The organism is Streptomyces sp. AV19, assembly GCF_015999245.1.
GTDB lineage: Bacteria > Actinomycetota > Actinomycetes > Streptomycetales > Streptomycetaceae > Streptomyces.
The window spans coordinates 39,965-57,348 of record NZ_JAEAMR010000022.1; the positions used below are offsets into that span (position 1 = coordinate 39,965).

Consider the following 17,384-nt stretch of genomic DNA (forward strand, 5'->3'; position numbering starts at 1 on the left):
CGGAAACGCGTCGGGTCGGCCACGGCCTTCAGCACGGCGACGGCCTCCTCGACACTGCGGGAACGATCGGCCGAGTCCTGCCCGTCCATGCGGAAAAGTCTACGGCCGGGCCGTCCTCGGCTCGACGCGGAAATCGAACGCCGCGGTCCCCGGGTCGAGCGCCGTCACCCCGCCGTCGACGGTGAGCACCGCCCCGTTGACGTACGACGCGGCAGGTGAGAGCAGCCACGACACCGCCTCGGCGACCTCCTCCGGGGCTCCCGCCCGGGCCGCCGGGGTCAGCCTGGTGGCCTCCCGGTACGCCGCGTCGAGCCCCTCGTCCCCCTCCCCCAGCCCCTCCGCCGCGGCGAAGCGCGCCATGCGTCCGTCGGCCATCTCGGTGCGTACCCAGCTGGGGCACACGACGTTCGCCCGCAGCCCGCGCGCCCCGTAGTCGACGGCGAGGGAGCGGCAGAGCTGGAGGAGGGCGGCCTTGGACGTCGCGTAGGCGGCGTTCCCCCGGCCGTTGCGCAGCGCGGACACGGAGGCGACCGCGACGACGGCGCCGCGCGACTCCAACAGGTGCGGCAGGGCGGCGCGTTGCAGCAGGAAGGGTCCGGTGACGTTGGTCCGCATGACCTCCTCCCAGACCTCGACGGACAGCTCGCCCACAGCTCCGCTGCGGCCGATGCCCGCGTTGAGCACGAGCCCGTCGATCCGTCCGTACGCGGCCACGGCCGCGTCCACCAGCTCCTGGACGGCCCCCGGGTCGCCGGCGTCGGACGGGTGGGCCAGGGCGCCCGTCTCCTCGGCCAGGCTCCGCAGCGGCTCGGCCCGCCGTCCGGAGACGACGACGTGGTGCCCGGCGGCGCGGAGCAGCCGGGCGGTGGCGGCCCCGATGCCGGTTCCGCCGCCGGTGACGATGTAGGTGCGCTGATCCTGTTCGGTCATGCTTCTTCCCCTCCATGGTGTTCCCGCAGCTCCGGCGGCAGCGGCGCCGGGCCAAGGTGCGGCAGGACGCTGCGGGCGATCTCGACGAGCTGGGCCTGTTGTTCGCGTGTGAGGTGGTCCAGGAAGTAGCGGCGCACCCCGGCCACGTGCAGGGGGGCCGCGGCGCGCAGGGCCTCGGCCCCCCGGCCGGTCAGCACGGCCCGGGCGCGGCGCGGGTCGGCCGCGTCGCCCGTGCGCTCGACGAGCCCGCGCTCCTGCATGCGGCGGATCTGGTGCGAGACCCGGCTCTTGGACCACTGGGCCTCGACGCCCAACTCGCCCAGGCCGAGCCGCCGTTCCGGTGCTTCCGAGAGCAGGACGAGGACGGTGTAGTCGGCGCTCGACAGCCCGGCCCTGCGCAGGTCCTGGCCGAGCCGCGCCTCGAGCATCTCGCTCATGGCGACGTATCCGCGCCACGCCCGCCGTTCGTCCCGGTCCAGCCACTGCTTCTCGCTCACGGAAGCACCTTAATGAACGGCTTCAGCACCCGGTCATGAAGGTGCCCTTGAGATCCAGTCGCTGCTTCTTGCCGTCCTGCTCGAATTGGATCACGGCACGGACCGTGCGGTTCCGCCAGTCCTGGACCTGCTCGACGGTGGTGCCGTCGGCCTCGGTCCACTTCAGCCGGTAGACGCCGGGGGCCAGTTCGCGGTGGGCGACCTCGACGGTGCCCTCGGCGGGGTCCTGGCCGGCGAGGACCTTCCAGTGGGCGGTCCGGGCGCCGTCGAAGTCGAGCTCGAAGCGGAAGCCGTTGTCGTAGGAGATCTCCAGGGTCCGGTCGGCGAACCGCGGCGGGGCCTGCCGGGTGGCGGCCCTGCCCGGCAGGCAGTCGGCGGCCTGGGCGACGGCCGGGCTCAGGCCGAGGACGGTCACGGAGAGCAGCGCGGCGGCGCCGAGGCGGGCGGCGGGCTTGCGGGGGAAACGGGTCATGGGGGGCCTCCCGTGAGGTTGACGTGTCAACCATGACCCTACGAAGTCGATGGTTGACACGTCAACCTAAGCGTCGAAAAGGGCCCGGCGGAGCTGCCATCGCTCCGCCGGGCCACGGTGTCCGTCCTGCTCGCTACGCGGCGGGCCCGAGCTTCTTCCACGGCTTGCCGCCGTTGGACTCGGCCTGCCCCGGGGCGACGGTGGTGTACCACTGGGCGTACCAGTACCAGCCGTCGTGCTTCACGAACGCGGCCGTCGAGGCGGCCCGGTCGCCCGTGATGATGCGCGTCTCCCGCTCCGTGGCTCCGTTGGCCACCTCGACGTCGTGGTCGCCGGCGGCGGAGCGGAGCTTGAACAGCCCGTTGTGCTTCGGTCCGCCGGGGGCTCCCTCCCCGCCGTCGCCGGCGATCGGGACGAGCTTCCACTTCTGTTCGGCGCGCCCGTCGCAGCCGGTCGAGGCGACGTCCTCGCGGGAGCCGGTCACGGTCATGCAGCGGTCGCCGCTGCCGACCGTGTAAAGGCCCTCTCCGGCGGGCCGGATCCTCCAGTACTGGTTGGGGTTGGACTCACCCAGCTCCACCAGGTGGATCCGGGACTGGTCGGGGTTGTTGTCGATCATCATGGGACGGCCCGAGGGGCTGTCGCCGTACTCGAACATCCAGCCCTTGTCCCCCTTGTCGTACATCCGCCACAGCCGTCCGCCGTCGGGCCGGTAGACCTGGCCCTTCACGTAATCGGCCGCCTGGCAGCGGTCCCCGGAGGCGGGGGCCGGCGGATCGACGACGGCGGTCTCGCGGCGCCGGTCGCCCGTGCTGCCGAACTCCTTGTCGCCGATCTTGAACGTGACGTTCGCGGGGCCGGTGACGGGCAGGTAGTACTTGAGGTCGATGTCCCGGTACTTGCCCGGCGGCAGGTCCTCGCAGTGGCCGAGCTCGATCGTGAGCCGGTGGAAGTCCCCCTTCAGACCACCGGCGTTGGGGCCGGTGTGGCCGGGGGTGAGCCCCTTGATCTCCTTGTAGTCGTTGTCCTTGACGACCGGCGGGGTCGAGGTCGGGATGTCGAACGAGATCTTCGTCCCGCGGCCGAGGGGCATCTTGCTGTCGTTGGTGATCCGCAGCTTGGGCTGCACCGGGTAGAAGTCGTCCTTCCCGGTGGGGAAGTCCACCAGCTCCGCCTTGACGTCGATCACCTCCCGCGGCTGCGCCCGTCCCCCGGCCTTGGCGTTGCCGTACGCGCCCGCGCCCTTGAAGGCGTTGTCCAGGCGGGTGGTGAGGTCGTAGCCCATGCCCCACTCGCCGTTGGAACGCTTGGCGTAGTCACCGGCGAGTTCCCACACCATCGCGCCGCCGATGCCCCTGTCCGCGATGTACTTCGCCTTGGCGTCGACGGACCGCTCGTTCTCCGTGGAGAGGAACACCTTCTTCGCGTCGTTCCACAGCCACGGCGCTTCGAGCGCGTCCGAGTACTTCTCGGCGTAAGTGCCGGTCAGCTTCCCGTCCTTGACCCCGAAGGACTCCAGATACCCGGGGGCGATCCCTCCCTGCAGGTTCTTGGTGTGCCACAGCGGGTTGGACCCGGCGCCGACCTCCCGGCCGTCCTCGGTGTCGTGCCAGACGTTGTCGATCCCGACCGCGCCCAGGCCGCAGGACTGCGCGTTGGCGGGCCCCCGGCCCCCGGTGCCCTCCGGGCACTTGGACTGGTCCGGCATCGCCGCGGTCCCCCACAGCCCGTCCGAGCCGCCCTGCACGTCGCGCCAGCCCCGGGAGTAGTACGGGATGCCGAGGTTGATGCGGCCGGGCGGGAGGGCGCCGCGATAGTAGTGGTACGCCCAGTCGACGTTGAAGTAGCCGTGCTTCTGGAAGTCCTTGGTGTTCGCCCCCTTGTCGTCGTAGACGCCGGCGTCGGCCAGCTCGTTGTCCCTCCCGTCGTCGTACAGCGGCGCCTGCGGGCCGACGAACTTGTTCCACGAGCCGTGCAGGTCGTACGTCATCACGTTGACGAAGTCCTGGTACTGGAGCGCCTGTCCGGCGTCGAGGCCGCGCACCAGGTAGCCGGACGAGGACCCGGCGGAGGTGAGCAGGTAGTAACGCCCCTTGTCCGCCCCGGCCTTGTCCAGCTTCTCGCGCAGCGTCCTCATCAACGCGTTGTAACCCTCCTGAAGCCCCTTGCGGCGGGGGTTGGAGACGTCCCAGTCCTTGGGGTTGCCCGTGTTGGGCAGGGCGGTCGGGTACTCGTAGTCGATGTCGACGCCGTTGAACCCGTACCGGTCCAGGAACTCCGTCACGGAGCCGGCGAACCGGTCGATGCCGGCCTGGTTCACCGAGCCGTCGCCGTTGGTGGTCATGGCGTAGAAGTTCCGCGTGTCCGCCCAGCCGCCGACGGAGATCAGCGTCTTCACGGCCGGGTGCTTCTTCTTGTAGGTGTTGAGCAGGTTGAAGTGCCCCTTGTACGGGAGCGACGGGTCCATGGCGTTCTTCGCGCCGTCCCAGGTCATGCCGGTGGCCGGGTTCTTCGCATCACCCGGGTCACCGATGGAGATACGGTCGTCGTCGACGCGGGCGAAGGCGTAGTTGATGTGGCTCACCTTCGACCAGGGGATGTTGGAGGCGAGGTACTTGGGATCGCCGTTCGTCCCGGCCCGCCATCCGGTGAAGTACCCGACGACGCGCCGGGTGCGGTCGTTGCCGACCCACTCGCGGCCCGCGCCGTCGTAGACGTCGCAGTAGCGGGCCGATACGCCCTTGGTCGGGGTCATGCCCTCGGGGCGGCAGTCGCCGGAGGCGGCGGGTTTGGTGCCGCGGTCGTCGGCGGAGTCGTCGAAGGGGTCGCCGGCGTCGCCGTTCTTGGGCTTGTCCTGGCCCGCCAGTGCCTTGAGCACCCACTTCTGGGCGTCACTCCCGTTGCAGCCCCAGAGTTGCAACTGCCGCTCGTCGTCGGGCACGGAGCCGGGTACGTCCAGGCACAGATCGGCGTTGTCGTTCTTCAGCTCGTGGGCGTCGGTGCGGGTCCATTTCTGGGCCCCGCTGCCGTTGCAGCCCCACAGTTGCACCTTGGTGCCGTAGTCCTTGCCCGATTGGTCCGCGTCCAGGCAGAGGTCCAGCGCCCGGACGGTTCCGTCGCCGGGCAGCGTCCAGTCCTGGGCCTCGCTGCCGTTGCAGTCGTAGAGCTGGACCGGAGTGCCGGGATCCCGGGAACCTCCCCGCACGTCCAGACACTTGCCCGCCAGGCCCTCGAACTGTCCGGAGGGGAGCTCCTTGGGCGGACGGCGCATGTTGGTGGGGATGAGGATGGCGCCGTCCCCCGCGGAGAAGATCGACCGCCCTACGTCGCCCCAGTCTGTGTCGATCTGGCCGGAGGCGTCGAGGCTCTCGTCGTCCACCGTGCCGGGATTGACCTTCATAGTGACGTAGGCGCCGTTCTTGATGAACACTGTCCCCATGATCGGGTCCGGGGGATCGCCATCGTCACCTCCAGTGGTCCGGTCCAGCAGGGTACCGGGCACGGGAGCGTAGAACGCCGCGTGCAGACCGGAACAGAGTCCCTCACTGCTCGGCGCCGCCTCCTTGTTGGAGCAGGTGTCGCGCAGGACCGACCAGTTGTCGGCGATCTTCTTCGGGCCGTTGACGATCTTGTCCCCGGTCCCGTCGATGTCGATGCGGACCAGGGCGTACTGGTCCCCCTTGAAGAAGTAGGCGTTGTTCCCCTCGACGGCGACCGCAGTGTCGAAGCCGTCCGCGAAGACGGTCCCGCCGAGCGGGCGGAACGCGTCGGAGATCTTCATCGGGCCGGTGGCGACGGTGCCGCCCAGCAACCCCTGGTTCGCGGCCTCTTTGTCCAGCGAGAGACGGAGGTACTGATTGCCGCGGAAGAGCAGCAGTTCGCGCGGGGTGCCGGGAAGCCGGATCGCGGCGTCGATGCCGTTGGCGAACACCGTCCCCCGCAACGCCGGAACGTCCTTGTAGATGCTCCGCACCGCGTCCGGTCCCCCGGTCAGCCCCCACGAGGCAAGTTTCTTGCCGCCGGTCGTCACGGTGGCCTCACCGAGCCGCTGGTAGTTCGGGCCCTTGAAGAGCAAGACGCTGCCGTGGTCGTTGACGGAGACCGCCGCGTCGATCGGCTTGGCAGTGCAGTTGTCCGCCGGTTCGCCGACCGTCGACCGGGGGACCCTGCAGCCGGGCACTCCCATCCCACGGGGATAGCGGACGACCGCGAGAATGCTCAAGAGCCGTCCGGCGGTGAGAACGGCTCGTCGCCTGGTCTCCTCGTCATCTCCCTCTTGTGACCTCCACTCCGGGGGGATGCCATCTCGCCATTCGGTGTTGAGATCGGCGCGATCGGTCTCCATCCACCTACGGGCCAGCGCGCTCAGATCGTCCCAGTGGTTGACAAGCCACCCGTAGGTGGTGTCCTGCATCCTCACGTTCCTGTCGTCGGGCCATATCCGATCAGCCGCGGCCCAGGGGGTGCCGCGTCTGAGGTGGTCGACGACAGCCAGGCGGATGGGTTCGAACCGGGCCGCCTCGGCCACGGCCACCGCCAGCAGCGTGAGGTAGTCCTTCAGATCGTCGTGGCCTCCATGCGAACGATCGGCATTGCGCAGCGCCGCCGCTGCCGCCTCAAGGTTCTCGCGGTCCACCCGCACCCGATTCGGGTCCCCCAGACCCTGCTTGTACCGGTCGTTGTATCCGATGTCGACGTAGTCTCTAGGGTTCGTCGGCCGGTCCCTCACCCCGCGGAAGTAGAACCTCCGCTCCGGCTGATCGCCCGCCCGGGGAACGACGAAGCCCACGATGTACAGATCGCTCCGCTGGATCAACAGCCGTGCCGGTTCCGGCCTGTCGGGTACATTCGGATCCAGCCGCTCCAGCAGGGTGAGCGGAACTTCTACAAGTCTCCGGTCGTCCTCCTGGGCCGCGGTCACTTCGTGCTCGGGCGCGTCCTGGTGATCGATGAGGGGAAGGGTGACGTTCCGCCGGACCTCATCGATGAACTGCCGGTACCGGTCGGCATACAGCCCGTCCTCGCTCACCTCGTCCGCGGCACGGGCGGCACGGGGAGCGAGCTCGGACAACGAAACGAACGCGAGCAGCAGAGCCAGGCCCATGGCCAGCCCCCGCGTCCACCATGATCCACGCGGCCGCGTGGAGAGAGATCCCATTTCACATGCACCTTCACTTCGCATCACTGACCTCATACGGGTCACGTGAACGCTAGGGCCGCCGCATCAACAGCCGATGAACGGTGCCGCCGAGCCGGGCGGACGTGACGGACCGGGGGCCAGGGCACTCACCCGCCCACCGCAACCAGCCCCCTCCCCGCCGCCTCCGCCCAATGCCGCGCCCCTGCCCGCTCCGCCACCGCCCGCGCACGGCGGTAATGGTCGGCGGCCGCGCGCGGACGGTCCAGAAGATGGGCCAGGGCACCCAGATGGTGGGCCACCGGGCCCAGCGTGACGACACCGCTGCCCGCACCGGCCAAGCCGTCCGCCGCGGGGAGGAGTTGGCGGTAGACCGAGGACGCCATCTCACGGTCGCCGAGCTCGACGGCGAGAACGGCGGCCAGGCCCAGACGGGCCTCCAGGAGGTAGTCACGCGGGAGAGGACGCGCCGCGGCCGCCACCGCACGCGCCTCGGAGGCACGGCCGTCCGCCAGCAGCATCAGCGCCTGGCCGCGGGCGTAGATGGGGCCCCAGCGGTCGTACTGGTCCTGCGCCTCGCCCGCGAGGTCGAGGAGCGAGCCGTGACCGGCGGCCCGCAGGCAGAAGCGGGCGAAGTGCAGCAGATCCCGCTCGATGCCCCACATCCACGTGCCGTCGAGGCCCTCCGTGACCCGGAGGTACGCGGCGTCCGCCTCGTCCGTACGGCCGTCGATCGACAGCCGCATGGCGCGGTACCAGGACAACAACGTTGCGGGCAAGGGAAGTTCATAGCGGTCGGACAGGCGCTCCACCGCCGCGGCGTGCGCGTCGGCGATCGTCGGCTCGGCCAGCGCGGCGTGCGCCTGGCAGAGGATCAGGTGGCCGAACACCTCCACCGGCGCCAGCTCGTGGCGGACGCCGAGCGCGACGATCTCCTGTCCGATGCGGACGCGTTCGGAGGCCAGGCCCGCCCGCCGGAAGGTGTGCGCGTGCCGGGCGTGCAACGCCTGGGCGAGCAGCACCGGTTCGGCCAGCTCGCGGGCGGCCGCCTCGGCCCGGCGGGCGGCCAGCAGCCCCCGCTCGTCCTGGGCGCCGTCGAGCTCCAGCGCCAGGGTGGTGAGCGCCTGGCAGCGGGACGTCGCGGCACCGGCGGGAAGGTCGCCGAGCACCCGCTCGGCCGTGGCGACGATCTGCGTGTCGCGGGCGGCGTAGCGGCGGTTGGTCCACACCGTGGGCACGTCGAAGGCCGCGAGGACGTCCGCCGTGAACTCCGGGTCGCCGAACCGCTCGGCCGCCTCCACGGCCGCGCCCCGCTGTTCCCGCGCGGCCACCACGTCCCCGGCCAGGGCCAGCGCCCGGACCATGCCCATCACCAGCTCCAGCCGCCCCCGTCCGTCGGCGGAGCCGGAGCGGTCGTGCGCCTCCAGCGCGGCCCGCCACAGGCGGACGGCCTCGCGGTGGGCGAAGCGCCGCTGCGCCTGCTCGGCCGCGGCCCGGGCGTACGTGGCGGCGCGGGAGGCGGTGGCGCGGTCGCCCGCGGAGAGGAAGTGGTGGGCGAGCAGGCTCACTTGCTCCGGACGCACCCGCAGCACGGCCTCGCCCGCCCGCGCGTGCCACTGCGCCCGGCGCAGCAGCGGGATCCCGTCGTAGAGGGCGTCGCGGACGAGCATGTGGGCGAACCGCACCCGCCCGGCCGTCTCCTCGACGAGCAGCCCCTCCGCCAGCCCGGCCTCCGCGGCGGCGGCGACCGCCGCGGGGTCGTCACCGGCCATGGCCGCGAGGACGTCCAGGTCGGCCTCCCGGCCGAGGACGGTCGCCTGCCGGAGCAGGTTCCGCGCGCCCTCCGGGAGCCGCGCCAGCCGGCCCCTGATCACCGCGTCCACTCCGGCGGGGATGCGGCCGAGGGCCGCCGGGGCGCCCATGTCGCCCATCAGCCGGGCGGTTTCGCGGACGAAGAACGCGTTGCCCGCCGTCCGTTCGGCGACGGCGCGCACGGTGGCGTCGTCGGCCTCCGGCGCGTCGTGCCGGACCAGCGCGGCGACATCGTTGTCGCCGAGGCCGCCGAGCTCGGTCCAGAGGGGGTGGCTGCGGGCCAGGCGTCCCAGCGAGTCCCCTAACGCGGCGCTCTGTTCGGTGGTCCGATAGGCGGCGACGACCATCAGCGGGGCGCCGGCGGTCCGCTCGACGAGGTGTCCCAGCAGGGCGAGGGTCTCCTCGTCCGCCCGGTGCAGGTCGTCGAGCAGGACCAGCAGGGGGCCGGCGGCGGCCGCCCCGGCCAGGTGCCGGGCCACGGCGTCGTGGAGCCGGAAGCGGGAGCAGGCCGTGCCGACGGGGAGGGCCGGGTCCAGCAAGGGAGCGATGCCCGGGGGCGGCTCGTGTCCCAGGGCGGCGAGCTCGCGCAGCAGTTCCGTCCACGGCCACGCGGCGGGTGCGCCGTCGCTCTCCGGGCAGCGGCCCCGGACGCCGCGCCAGCCGCGTCCGGCGAGCCGTTCGCGCAGCCGCTGGAGCAGCGCGGTCTTGCCCGCGCCGGGCTCTCCCCCGACCAGGGCCAGCCGCGTCGTCCCGGCGGGGGCCGCGGCGAGGGCCTCCAGCGCGGCCAGTTCGGCCTGCCGGCCGACGAAGGGGGACGCCGGGGCGGGCGTGCCCGCCCGTACCGCCGGCGCGGCGGCCGGGTGCGGTGTCAGGAGTCCGGGGTCGCCGTCCAGCACGCGCCGGTGGAGGGCGGCGAGCCGGGGTCCGGGCTCGACGCCGAGTTCGTCCACGAACAGCCGGCGGGCCCGGCGGTAGACGCCGAGCGCGTCCGCCCGCCGCCCGGCCTGGCACAGGGCGCGCATCAGGAGCGCGTACGGGCCCTCGCGCAGCGGGTGTTCGTCGGTGAGCGCGGTGAGCTCCGGTACGCAGCCGATCGATCCGCCCAGGTCCAGGTCGAGGGCGAGGCGCTCCTCCAGGACGGCGAGCCGCAGCTCGGTGAAGCACTGGCGCTGCCGTTCGGCGAACGGGCCGGGCAGGCCGGCCAGGGGCTCGCCCCGCCACAGGGCGAGCGCGCCGGCCAGCAGTTCGCGGGCCTCCTCGGGCCGCCCCTCGGCCTTCGCCCGGCCGGCCCGGGCCGCCAGCGCCTCGGCGCGCGCCGCGTCGACGGCGTCGTCGGGCAGCCGGAGCCGGTAGCCGTCGCCGAGCGAGTCCAGCACGGGCGCGGCCGGGTCGCGGTGCAGCACCTTGCGCAGCCGCGACACGTACGTGCGGATCGTGGCGACGGCCGCCCTGGGCGGCTCCTCCCCCCAGAGCGCGTCCACCAGATCCGCCGCCGTCACCGTCCGGCCGGAGCGCAGCAGCAGGACGGCGAGCGTCGCCTGCTGCTGTCTGCTGCCCAGCGGCAGCGCGGTATCCCCGTCCCGGCCCAGCATCGGGCCGAGCACCGAGAAACGGAGGCCCCCCACATCGCCCACCTGCCGCGTACCTCCGCGCGCCGAAACCAACCCATTTTCGTACGCGCTTATGAAAACGACCCGGATAGAGATCGTCAACCCATCCGTCGGCGTTGGGGGCGCTCCGGGTCGAGTCCATGCATAACGGACGTCCGTCAGCCGACGAAGTCCTGCGCCCACCAGTAGTTGCCGTTGGAGTCGATCGTGACGCCGACGCCGGTGTACTTGTACTTGTCGTCCAGCATGATCCGCTCGTGGGACGGCTCCTGGATCCAGGCGTCGACCACCGACCGGGCGTCCTTCCAGAAGCCGCGGGCACCCGCCGCGTTCTCGCCGGTGGCGTAGGCGGGCCGGGGGTAGCCGTGCTTGCGCAGCGAGTTCCCCAGGTCGAGCCAGTGGCCCTGCTGCTGGCGTCGGGCCTGCTCGTCGGCCTCGTCCTGGGCGGCGCGCTCGACGACCGGGTCGTACTGGAGCCGCGCCTTGCCGTGCTGTGCGCGGTAGTCGTTGACGAGGTCGAAGACCTGGCGCTGCAGCGACTTGGAGTCCGGGTTCGGGTTCGGGTTCTGCTCGCCGCCGTCGGAGAACTTCCAGACCTGGGAGGCGGTGTAGTTGCAGCTGTAGATCTGCACCGGGGTGCCGTCGTTGACGTTGCCGTCCCGGACGTCGAGGCACTTGTTGGACTGCGGGTTGACCAGGACATCGCCCTGGTAACGGACCCACTTCTGGGCGCCCGAGCCGTTGCAGTCCCACAGCTGGACGGGAGTGCGGTCGGCGGTGCCGCTCGACGCGACGTCCAGGCATTTGCCGAACGCGGTCATCGTGGCGCCGATCTCACCGGGCTGCTCGACGTACATCCATCTCTGGGACTCCGTGCCGTTGCAGCCGTAGAGCTGCACCGGGGTGCCGTTGTCCCGGACGCCGCCGCGGACGTCCAGGCACTTGCCGGCGAGGCCGACGAGCTGACCGGCCTGCGCGGCCGCCTGCGCCGGTGCCGGCATGGCGGCGACGCCGAGCGCGGCCAGGGCCAGGGTGCCCCATATGTGCGACTTCTTCAGCGACTTCTTGGTGGTCGGCTTGGTCGACGTCTTCATCGGACCCGTTCCTCTTCCTCGGGGGGTGACTGCCTCGAGGAGGTTAGGAACGGGTGATCAACGCTCGGTCAACGTCCGATTGACGATCCGTCGACCGGGGTCGACCGCATCAGGGCGGGTCGAGCCGGATCGGGCCGGATCAGGGTGGATCAGGCGGGATCAGGGCGGAATGTTCCACCCGGTGATCACCGGCCGCCCGTGCTCGGTGCCGAGGACCGACAGCGTCCCGGTGTCCAGCCGGTAGAGGGCGCCGTCCGCCGGCGGGCGGCCGAGGCGGCGGGCGGTCAGGGCGCGCAGGACGTGGCCGTGGGCGAAGAGCGCGACGTCACCGCCGGTGTCGTGGAGCGCGGCGTCGGCGCGGGCGAGGACGGTGTCGCAGCGTTCGCCGAGCCGGGCGAGGGTCTCGCCGGGGCGTGCGGTGCCGCCGGTGGGGACGCCGTCGCGCCACAGGTCCCAGCCGGGGCGCACCTGCTGGATCTCGGGGGTGGTCATGCCCTCGTAGGCGCCGTAGTCCCACTCCATGAGCCCGGGTTCGAGGACGACGCCGCGGCCGGGCGGCAGGCTCAACTCGGCGGTTCTGACGGCCCGTTGCAGCGGGCTGCACAGGACGTGGGTGATGCGCCGGGCGGCGAGCGCGGGGGCCAGCGAGCGGGCCTGGCGTTCGCCCTCGTCGGTGAGCGGCACGTCGGTGCGGCCGGTGTGCCGGCCAGCGCGGCTCCATTCGGTCTCGCCGTGGCGGATCAGCAGGATGTCACCCATGCCGGCCGTCACCCGCCCTCCGGCAGGTGCCACCGGTACGGCTCGATGAGCCGGTGGACGCTGTCGGGACCCCAGGCCCCCCGGGCGTACGGCTCGGCCGGCGGCGGGTTCTCCAGCAGCGGCCCGGACGCCTCCCACAGGCGCTCGATCCCGTCGGAGCTGGTGAACAGCGACTGGTCGCCCAGCATCGCGTCGAGGATGAGGCGTTCGTAACCCTCCAGCGCGTGGGCGGTGTTGAAGCAGTCGGAGTAGGCGAAGACCATGCGGGCGTCGCCGAGCGTCATCTCGGGCCCCGGCTCCTTGGCCAGGAAGCGGACGGCGATGCTGCCGGGGTCGTCGAAGTCGATGACCAGCTCGTTGGTGGTGTCCTCGGCCACCTCGTCCGGGAACATGCGCAGCGCCGGTTCGCGGAAGCCGAGCGTCACCACGTGCCGTCCCTCGGCCAGGGCCTTGCCGGAGCGGAGGTAGAAGGGGACGCCGGCCCAGCGCCAGTTGTCGATGTCCACGCGCAGGGCGACGAAGGTCTCGGTGTCGGAGCGCGGGTCGACGCCCGGCTCGGCGCGGTACCCCTCGTACTGCCCCCGGACGGCGTGCCGCGGGTCCAGGGGCCGCATGCTCAGGAAGACCTTGTCCTTCTCGGTGCGCAGGGCGCGGGCGGTGAGGGCGGCGGGCGGCTCCATCGCGACGAAGCCGAGGATCTGGAAGAGGTGGGTCACCACCATGTCCCGGAAGGTGCCGGTCCCTTCGAAGAATCCGGCCCGGCCCTCGATGGTGAGGCGCTCCGGCACGTCGATCTGGACGTGGCTGATGTGGTCGCGGTTCCAGACGGGTTCGAAGAGGCCGTTGGCGAAGCGGAGGGCGAGGATGTTGTCGACGGACTCCTTGCCGAGGAAGTGGTCGATGCGGAAGACCCGGGACTCGTCGAAGACGGCGTGGATGGTCTCGTCGAGGGCGCGGGCCGTGGGCAGATCGGTGCCGAAGGGCTTCTCCACGATGATGCGGCCGCCCTCGGCCAGTCCGGACGAGCCGAGTTCGGCGACGACGGAGGGGAACGCCTTGGGCGGTACGGCGAGGTGGAACAGGCGCCGGGGGCGGCCGCCGAGGGCCTGTTCGGCCTCGCGGACGGCGGCGGCGAGCGGCCCGGTGTCGCCGGGGTCCGCGGCCCCGAAGGACAGCACCCGCTCGAACTCGTCCCAGGCCGGGCCCTCCGGCTTGGACGTGCCGAACTCGGCGACGGCCTCGCGGGCGTGCTTGCGGAACTCCTCGGTGCTGAGCGCGCCGGCGGCGGGCGCCGAGCCGATGACGCGGTAGCCGGCGGGCATGAGCCCGGCGCGGGCCAGGTGGAAGAGGCCCGGGAGGAGCTTGCGCCTGGCGAGGTCGCCGGTGGCGCCGAAGAGGACGACGACGTGGTCCTCGGGGCGCGGGCCGTGCTTCCCGGCGGTGCGGGAGGAACTGGTCATGGTCACTCCTTGCCCTCGGCGCGGCCTCTCACGACGAGACGTGGCCTCTCACGGCGGCATGGCCTCTCGCGGCGACGTGGCCTCTCATGACGACGTGGCCGCCACCAGTTCGCGCGCGGCCCGCGCCACCCGCTCCGGGGTGAAGCCGAACCGCTTGAGCAGTTGCTTCAGCGGGGCCGAGGCGCCGTAGGTGTTCATGCCGATGACGGTGCCGTGGTCGCCGACGTAGCGGTCCCAGCCGAACGTCGACGCCTGCTCGACGCCCACCCGGGCCTTCACCGCGGGCGGCAGGACCTGGTCGCGGTACTCCCGGGGCTGGCGGTCGAACAGCTCCCAGCACGGCATGCTGACCACCCGGGCCCCGATGCCGTCGGCGGCCAGCTCCTCCCGGGCGGACAGGGCCAGATGGACCTCGGACCCGGTGGCGAGCAGGATCACCTGCGGCTGCCCGGCGGGCGCGTCGGCCAGGACGTAGGCGCCGTGCGCGACGCCCGAGGCGGGGCCGAGCGCGGAGCGGTCGAGGGTGGGGAGCTTCTGCCGGGACAGGACGAGGGCGGCGGGTTCGTGGTGCAGCCGCGCGACGGCCCGCCAGGTCTCCACGACCTCGCCCGCGTCGGCGGGCCGGAAGACCAGCAGCCCGGGCATCGCCCGCAGCCCGGCGAGCTGTTCGACGGGCTGGTGGGTGGGGCCGTCCTCGCCGACGCCGATGGAGTCGTGGGTGAAGATGTGGACGGTGGGGATCTCCATCAGCGCCGAGAGCCTGATGGCCGCCTTGGCGTAGTCGGAGAAGATCAGGAAGCCGGACCAGTACGGGCGCAGCTTGACCAGCGCCATGCCGTTGGCGACGGCCGCCGACGCGTGTTCGCGGACGCCCAGATGGAGGTTGCGCCCGGCGGGGCTGTCCGGCTGGAAGGACCGGGCGTCGGCGAACGTCAGCAGGGTCTTGGTGGACGGCGCGAGGTCGGCCGAGCCGCCGACGAGCCAGGGCAGGCGCTGCGCGAGGGCGTTGAGCACCTTGCCGGAGGAGTCGCGGGTGGCGAGCCCCTTGGGGTCGGGCGGGAAGTCGGGGATCAACTCGTCCCAGCCGTCGGGCAGTTCGCGGCGCTGGATGCGCTCGGTCTCCTTCGCCGGGGCGGGCCAGGCGGCGCGGTAGCCCTCGAAGAGCCGCTCCCAGGCGGCGCGCAGCTCCGCGCCCCGGGCGCCGATGCCCTGCGCGAAGTGCTCCCGGACGCCGTCCGGCACGTGGAAGTACCGGTCCTCCGGCATGCCGAAGAACCGCTTGGCCGCCCGCACGCCGTCGGCGCCCAGCGGCGAACCGTGCGCCTCGGCCGAGTCCTCGACGGGCGAGCCGTAGCCGATGTGGCTGTGCACCACGATCAGGGTGGGGCGTTCGGTCTCGGCCCGGAAGGTGTGGAAGGCGCGCGCGACGGCGTCCAGGTCGTTGGCGTCGGCGACGGTCGTCACGTTCCAGCCGTACGCCAGGAAGCGGGCGGCGACGTCCTCGGTGAAGGTGATGTCGGTGTGGCCCTCGATGGTGATCCGGTTGGAGTCGTAGATCCAGCACAGATTGGCCAGTCGGTGGTGCCCGGCCAGCGAGGCGGCCTCCGAGGCGACGCCCTCCATCATGCAGCCGTCGCCGGCGAGCGCGTAGACGTCGAAGTCGAAGAGGGTGAAGCCCGGCTGGTTGTAGCGCGCGGCCAGCCAGCGGCCGGCCATGGCCATCCCGACGGACGTGGCGACGCCCTGGCCGAGCGGCCCGGTCGTCGTCTCGACGCCACTGGTCCACCGGTACTCCGGGTGCCCCGGGCACCGCGAGTCCAGCTGCCGGAACGTCTTCAGGTCGTCCAGCGTCACCGCCGGCCGCCCCAGCACCTCGTAGTCCGGATCGACCGCCCGCACCCCCGTCAGGTGCAGCAGCGACCACAACAGCGTCGAGGCGTGCCCCTCGGAGAGCACGAAACGGTCCCGGTTGGGCCAGATCGGATCGCTCGGGTCGAACCGCAGGAACTTCTGCCACAGCGTATAGGCGACGGGCGCGATCCCCATCGGCGTACCCGGATGCCCGGACTCCGCCTGCTCGACGGCGTCCATGCACAGGCCGCGGATGGTATTGACGGCAAGGGTGTCCAGCTCGGCCATGGGCGTCCCCGGACTCTCGTAGGAAGACGGACCCTTCCAGTAGACGCCGGGGGGCACGGGGATGCATCCCGGATGAACGAAAAGCGCCCGCTCCCCGCGGGGAGTGGGCGCTTCCGGTCGTTCAGTCCTGGCTCAGGCGGCCGCGGGCGCAGGCTCCGCGTCGGCGGATTCCTCCGGGCGCTGGGCACGGTGCAGGCCCTTGCGGTCGTAGAGGCGGGTGATGCCGAAGCCGAAGACGACGGCGACGGCCAGGGCGATGCCCATGGAGACCCAGGCGCGGGTCAGGCCCGCGTCGCCCTGGGCGCCGTAGTAGAGGATCGAGCGCAGACCGCCGGTGATCTGCCGCAGCGGCTCGAACTCCGAGAGCCAGCGGAAGAAGCCGGGCAGCGCCTCCAGCGGCACGGTCGAGCCCGAGGAGGGAACGGCCATGGCGACGAAGACGATGGTCGAGAGCAGCATGCCGGGGGTGCCGAAGGCCCTGAGCAGCGCGAGGGCGCCGATGCCGACGACGGCGACGGTGGCCACGGAGAAGAGCCACAGCAGGCCGAGGTGGGAGGCGTCCATGCCGAGGATGCCGACCGTGGCGAGCTCGACCAGGGAGCCCATGACCACGGAGAGGCCGAGCATGAGCACGGAGTCGATGGCCAGGGTGCGCACCCGGCTCGTGTGCCGCAGGGGCATGCGCTGGCGGAAGGGCCCGAAGTCGGTGTGCACGTAGCCGAGGAAGGTGTCGACCTGGGAGACGATCGCGTTGGCGCCGAGCATGCCGCAGACGATCAGGACCAGGGCGTAGTAGAAGGCGCTCAGCCCCATGGCGCTGTGGGTGCCGAGCGGGTGTCCGTCGGCGACCTGCACGTTCACCGGGTCGGCGAGCATCAGCTTGGCGGCCGGGGGGAGCTTGGCGCCCTGGGCGTTCGCCTGCTTGAGGAGGTCCTTGCCGAGCTGGGCGGAGGCGGCGTGGGCCGCCTTCTGGGTCGCCGTGCTCGCCATGGACGAACCGAAGCTGCCGGCCGACTGGTTGGTGAGGACGGTGATCGTCGGCCGGGCGGCCTGCGTCTGCTGCGGGCTGGTCAGCCCCGCCAGCGTGGCGGTGAAGTTCTCCGGCACGACGAGCGCGCCGAAGAGCTTGCCCTTGCCGAGCCGCTCGTCGGCCTCCTCGCGGCTGAGGACCTGCCAGTCGAAGCTGTCGTTGCCCTCCGCGGACTTCTTGATCCCGGAGACGACCTGGTCACCGGCGTTGAGGCGCTTGCCCTTGGCGACGACGGCGCCCTTGTCGCTGTTGACCAGCGCGACGGGCAGGTCGCGCAGGTTGCCCTTGGGGTTGACGTTGCCGCCCACGTAGAGCAGGGCGAACACGGTGGAGACCACCGCGAGGATGAGGCCCGAGCCGATCCACAGCCGCGGGCTGCGGAGCGCGGAGGAGGGCTGAGGGGAAGGCATGCATACTCCGGTGCGATGACTGCGAGCGAGGGCA

The 17,384-nt window shown here is 72.0% G+C and carries 10 protein-coding genes; all 10 read right to left on the reverse strand.

What is annotated here, in order from left to right; genetic code table 11:
* Window positions 1-99: 99 nt before the first annotated feature.
* Entirely contained in the window at window positions 100-930 is an 831-nt protein-coding gene (locus I5Q34_RS28380; protein ID WP_199895304.1) for an SDR family NAD(P)-dependent oxidoreductase, read from the reverse strand.
* Complete coding sequence (locus I5Q34_RS28385; protein WP_277965566.1) at window positions 927-1,427, reverse strand: MarR family winged helix-turn-helix transcriptional regulator; 501 nt, start codon at window positions 1,425-1,427, stop codon at window positions 927-929. Before I5Q34_RS28385 ends, I5Q34_RS28380 begins: the two co-directional genes overlap by 4 nt.
* A gap of 22 nt (window positions 1,428-1,449) precedes the next feature.
* Window positions 1,450-1,899 carry a phenolic acid decarboxylase gene (locus I5Q34_RS28390; RefSeq protein WP_199895305.1) on the reverse strand — a complete coding sequence of 150 codons (450 nt, stop codon included), beginning with the start codon at window positions 1,897-1,899 and terminating at the stop codon, window positions 1,450-1,452.
* A 133-nt stretch (window positions 1,900-2,032) separates the two neighbouring features.
* Window positions 2,033-7,057, reverse strand: a complete 5,025-nt coding sequence (locus I5Q34_RS28395) for a glycosyl hydrolase family 18 protein (RefSeq protein WP_199895306.1) — start codon at window positions 7,055-7,057, stop codon at window positions 2,033-2,035.
* Between the two features lie 128 nt (window positions 7,058-7,185).
* On the reverse strand, window positions 7,186-10,473 hold the full coding sequence (locus tag I5Q34_RS28400) for a BTAD domain-containing putative transcriptional regulator (RefSeq protein ID WP_199895307.1): 3,288 nt from the start codon (window positions 10,471-10,473) through the stop codon (window positions 7,186-7,188).
* 143 nt (window positions 10,474-10,616) lie between these two features.
* Window positions 10,617-11,552 (reverse strand): CAP domain-containing protein, encoded by a 936-nt coding sequence (locus tag I5Q34_RS28405; protein WP_199895308.1) that lies wholly within the window; start codon window positions 11,550-11,552, stop codon window positions 10,617-10,619.
* Window positions 11,553-11,711: 159 nt separating this feature from the next.
* Window positions 11,712-12,311: a histidine phosphatase family protein gene (locus I5Q34_RS28410; protein ID WP_199895309.1), complete on the reverse strand. Its 600-nt coding sequence runs from the start codon at window positions 12,309-12,311 to the stop codon at window positions 11,712-11,714.
* A gap of 8 nt (window positions 12,312-12,319) precedes the next feature.
* Window positions 12,320-13,771 (reverse strand): glucose-6-phosphate dehydrogenase, encoded by a 1,452-nt coding sequence (gene zwf / locus I5Q34_RS28415; RefSeq protein ID WP_199895310.1) that lies wholly within the window; start codon window positions 13,769-13,771, stop codon window positions 12,320-12,322.
* An 84-nt stretch (window positions 13,772-13,855) separates the two neighbouring features.
* Complete coding sequence (gene tkt, locus I5Q34_RS28420) at window positions 13,856-15,910, reverse strand: transketolase (protein WP_199895311.1); 2,055 nt, start codon at window positions 15,908-15,910, stop codon at window positions 13,856-13,858.
* 132 nt (window positions 15,911-16,042) lie between these two features.
* A complete protein-coding gene (locus I5Q34_RS28425; protein ID WP_199895312.1) occupies window positions 16,043-17,350 on the reverse strand; it encodes a YhgE/Pip domain-containing protein in 1,308 nt (435 codons plus the stop codon).
* Window positions 17,351-17,384 lie beyond the last annotated feature (34 nt).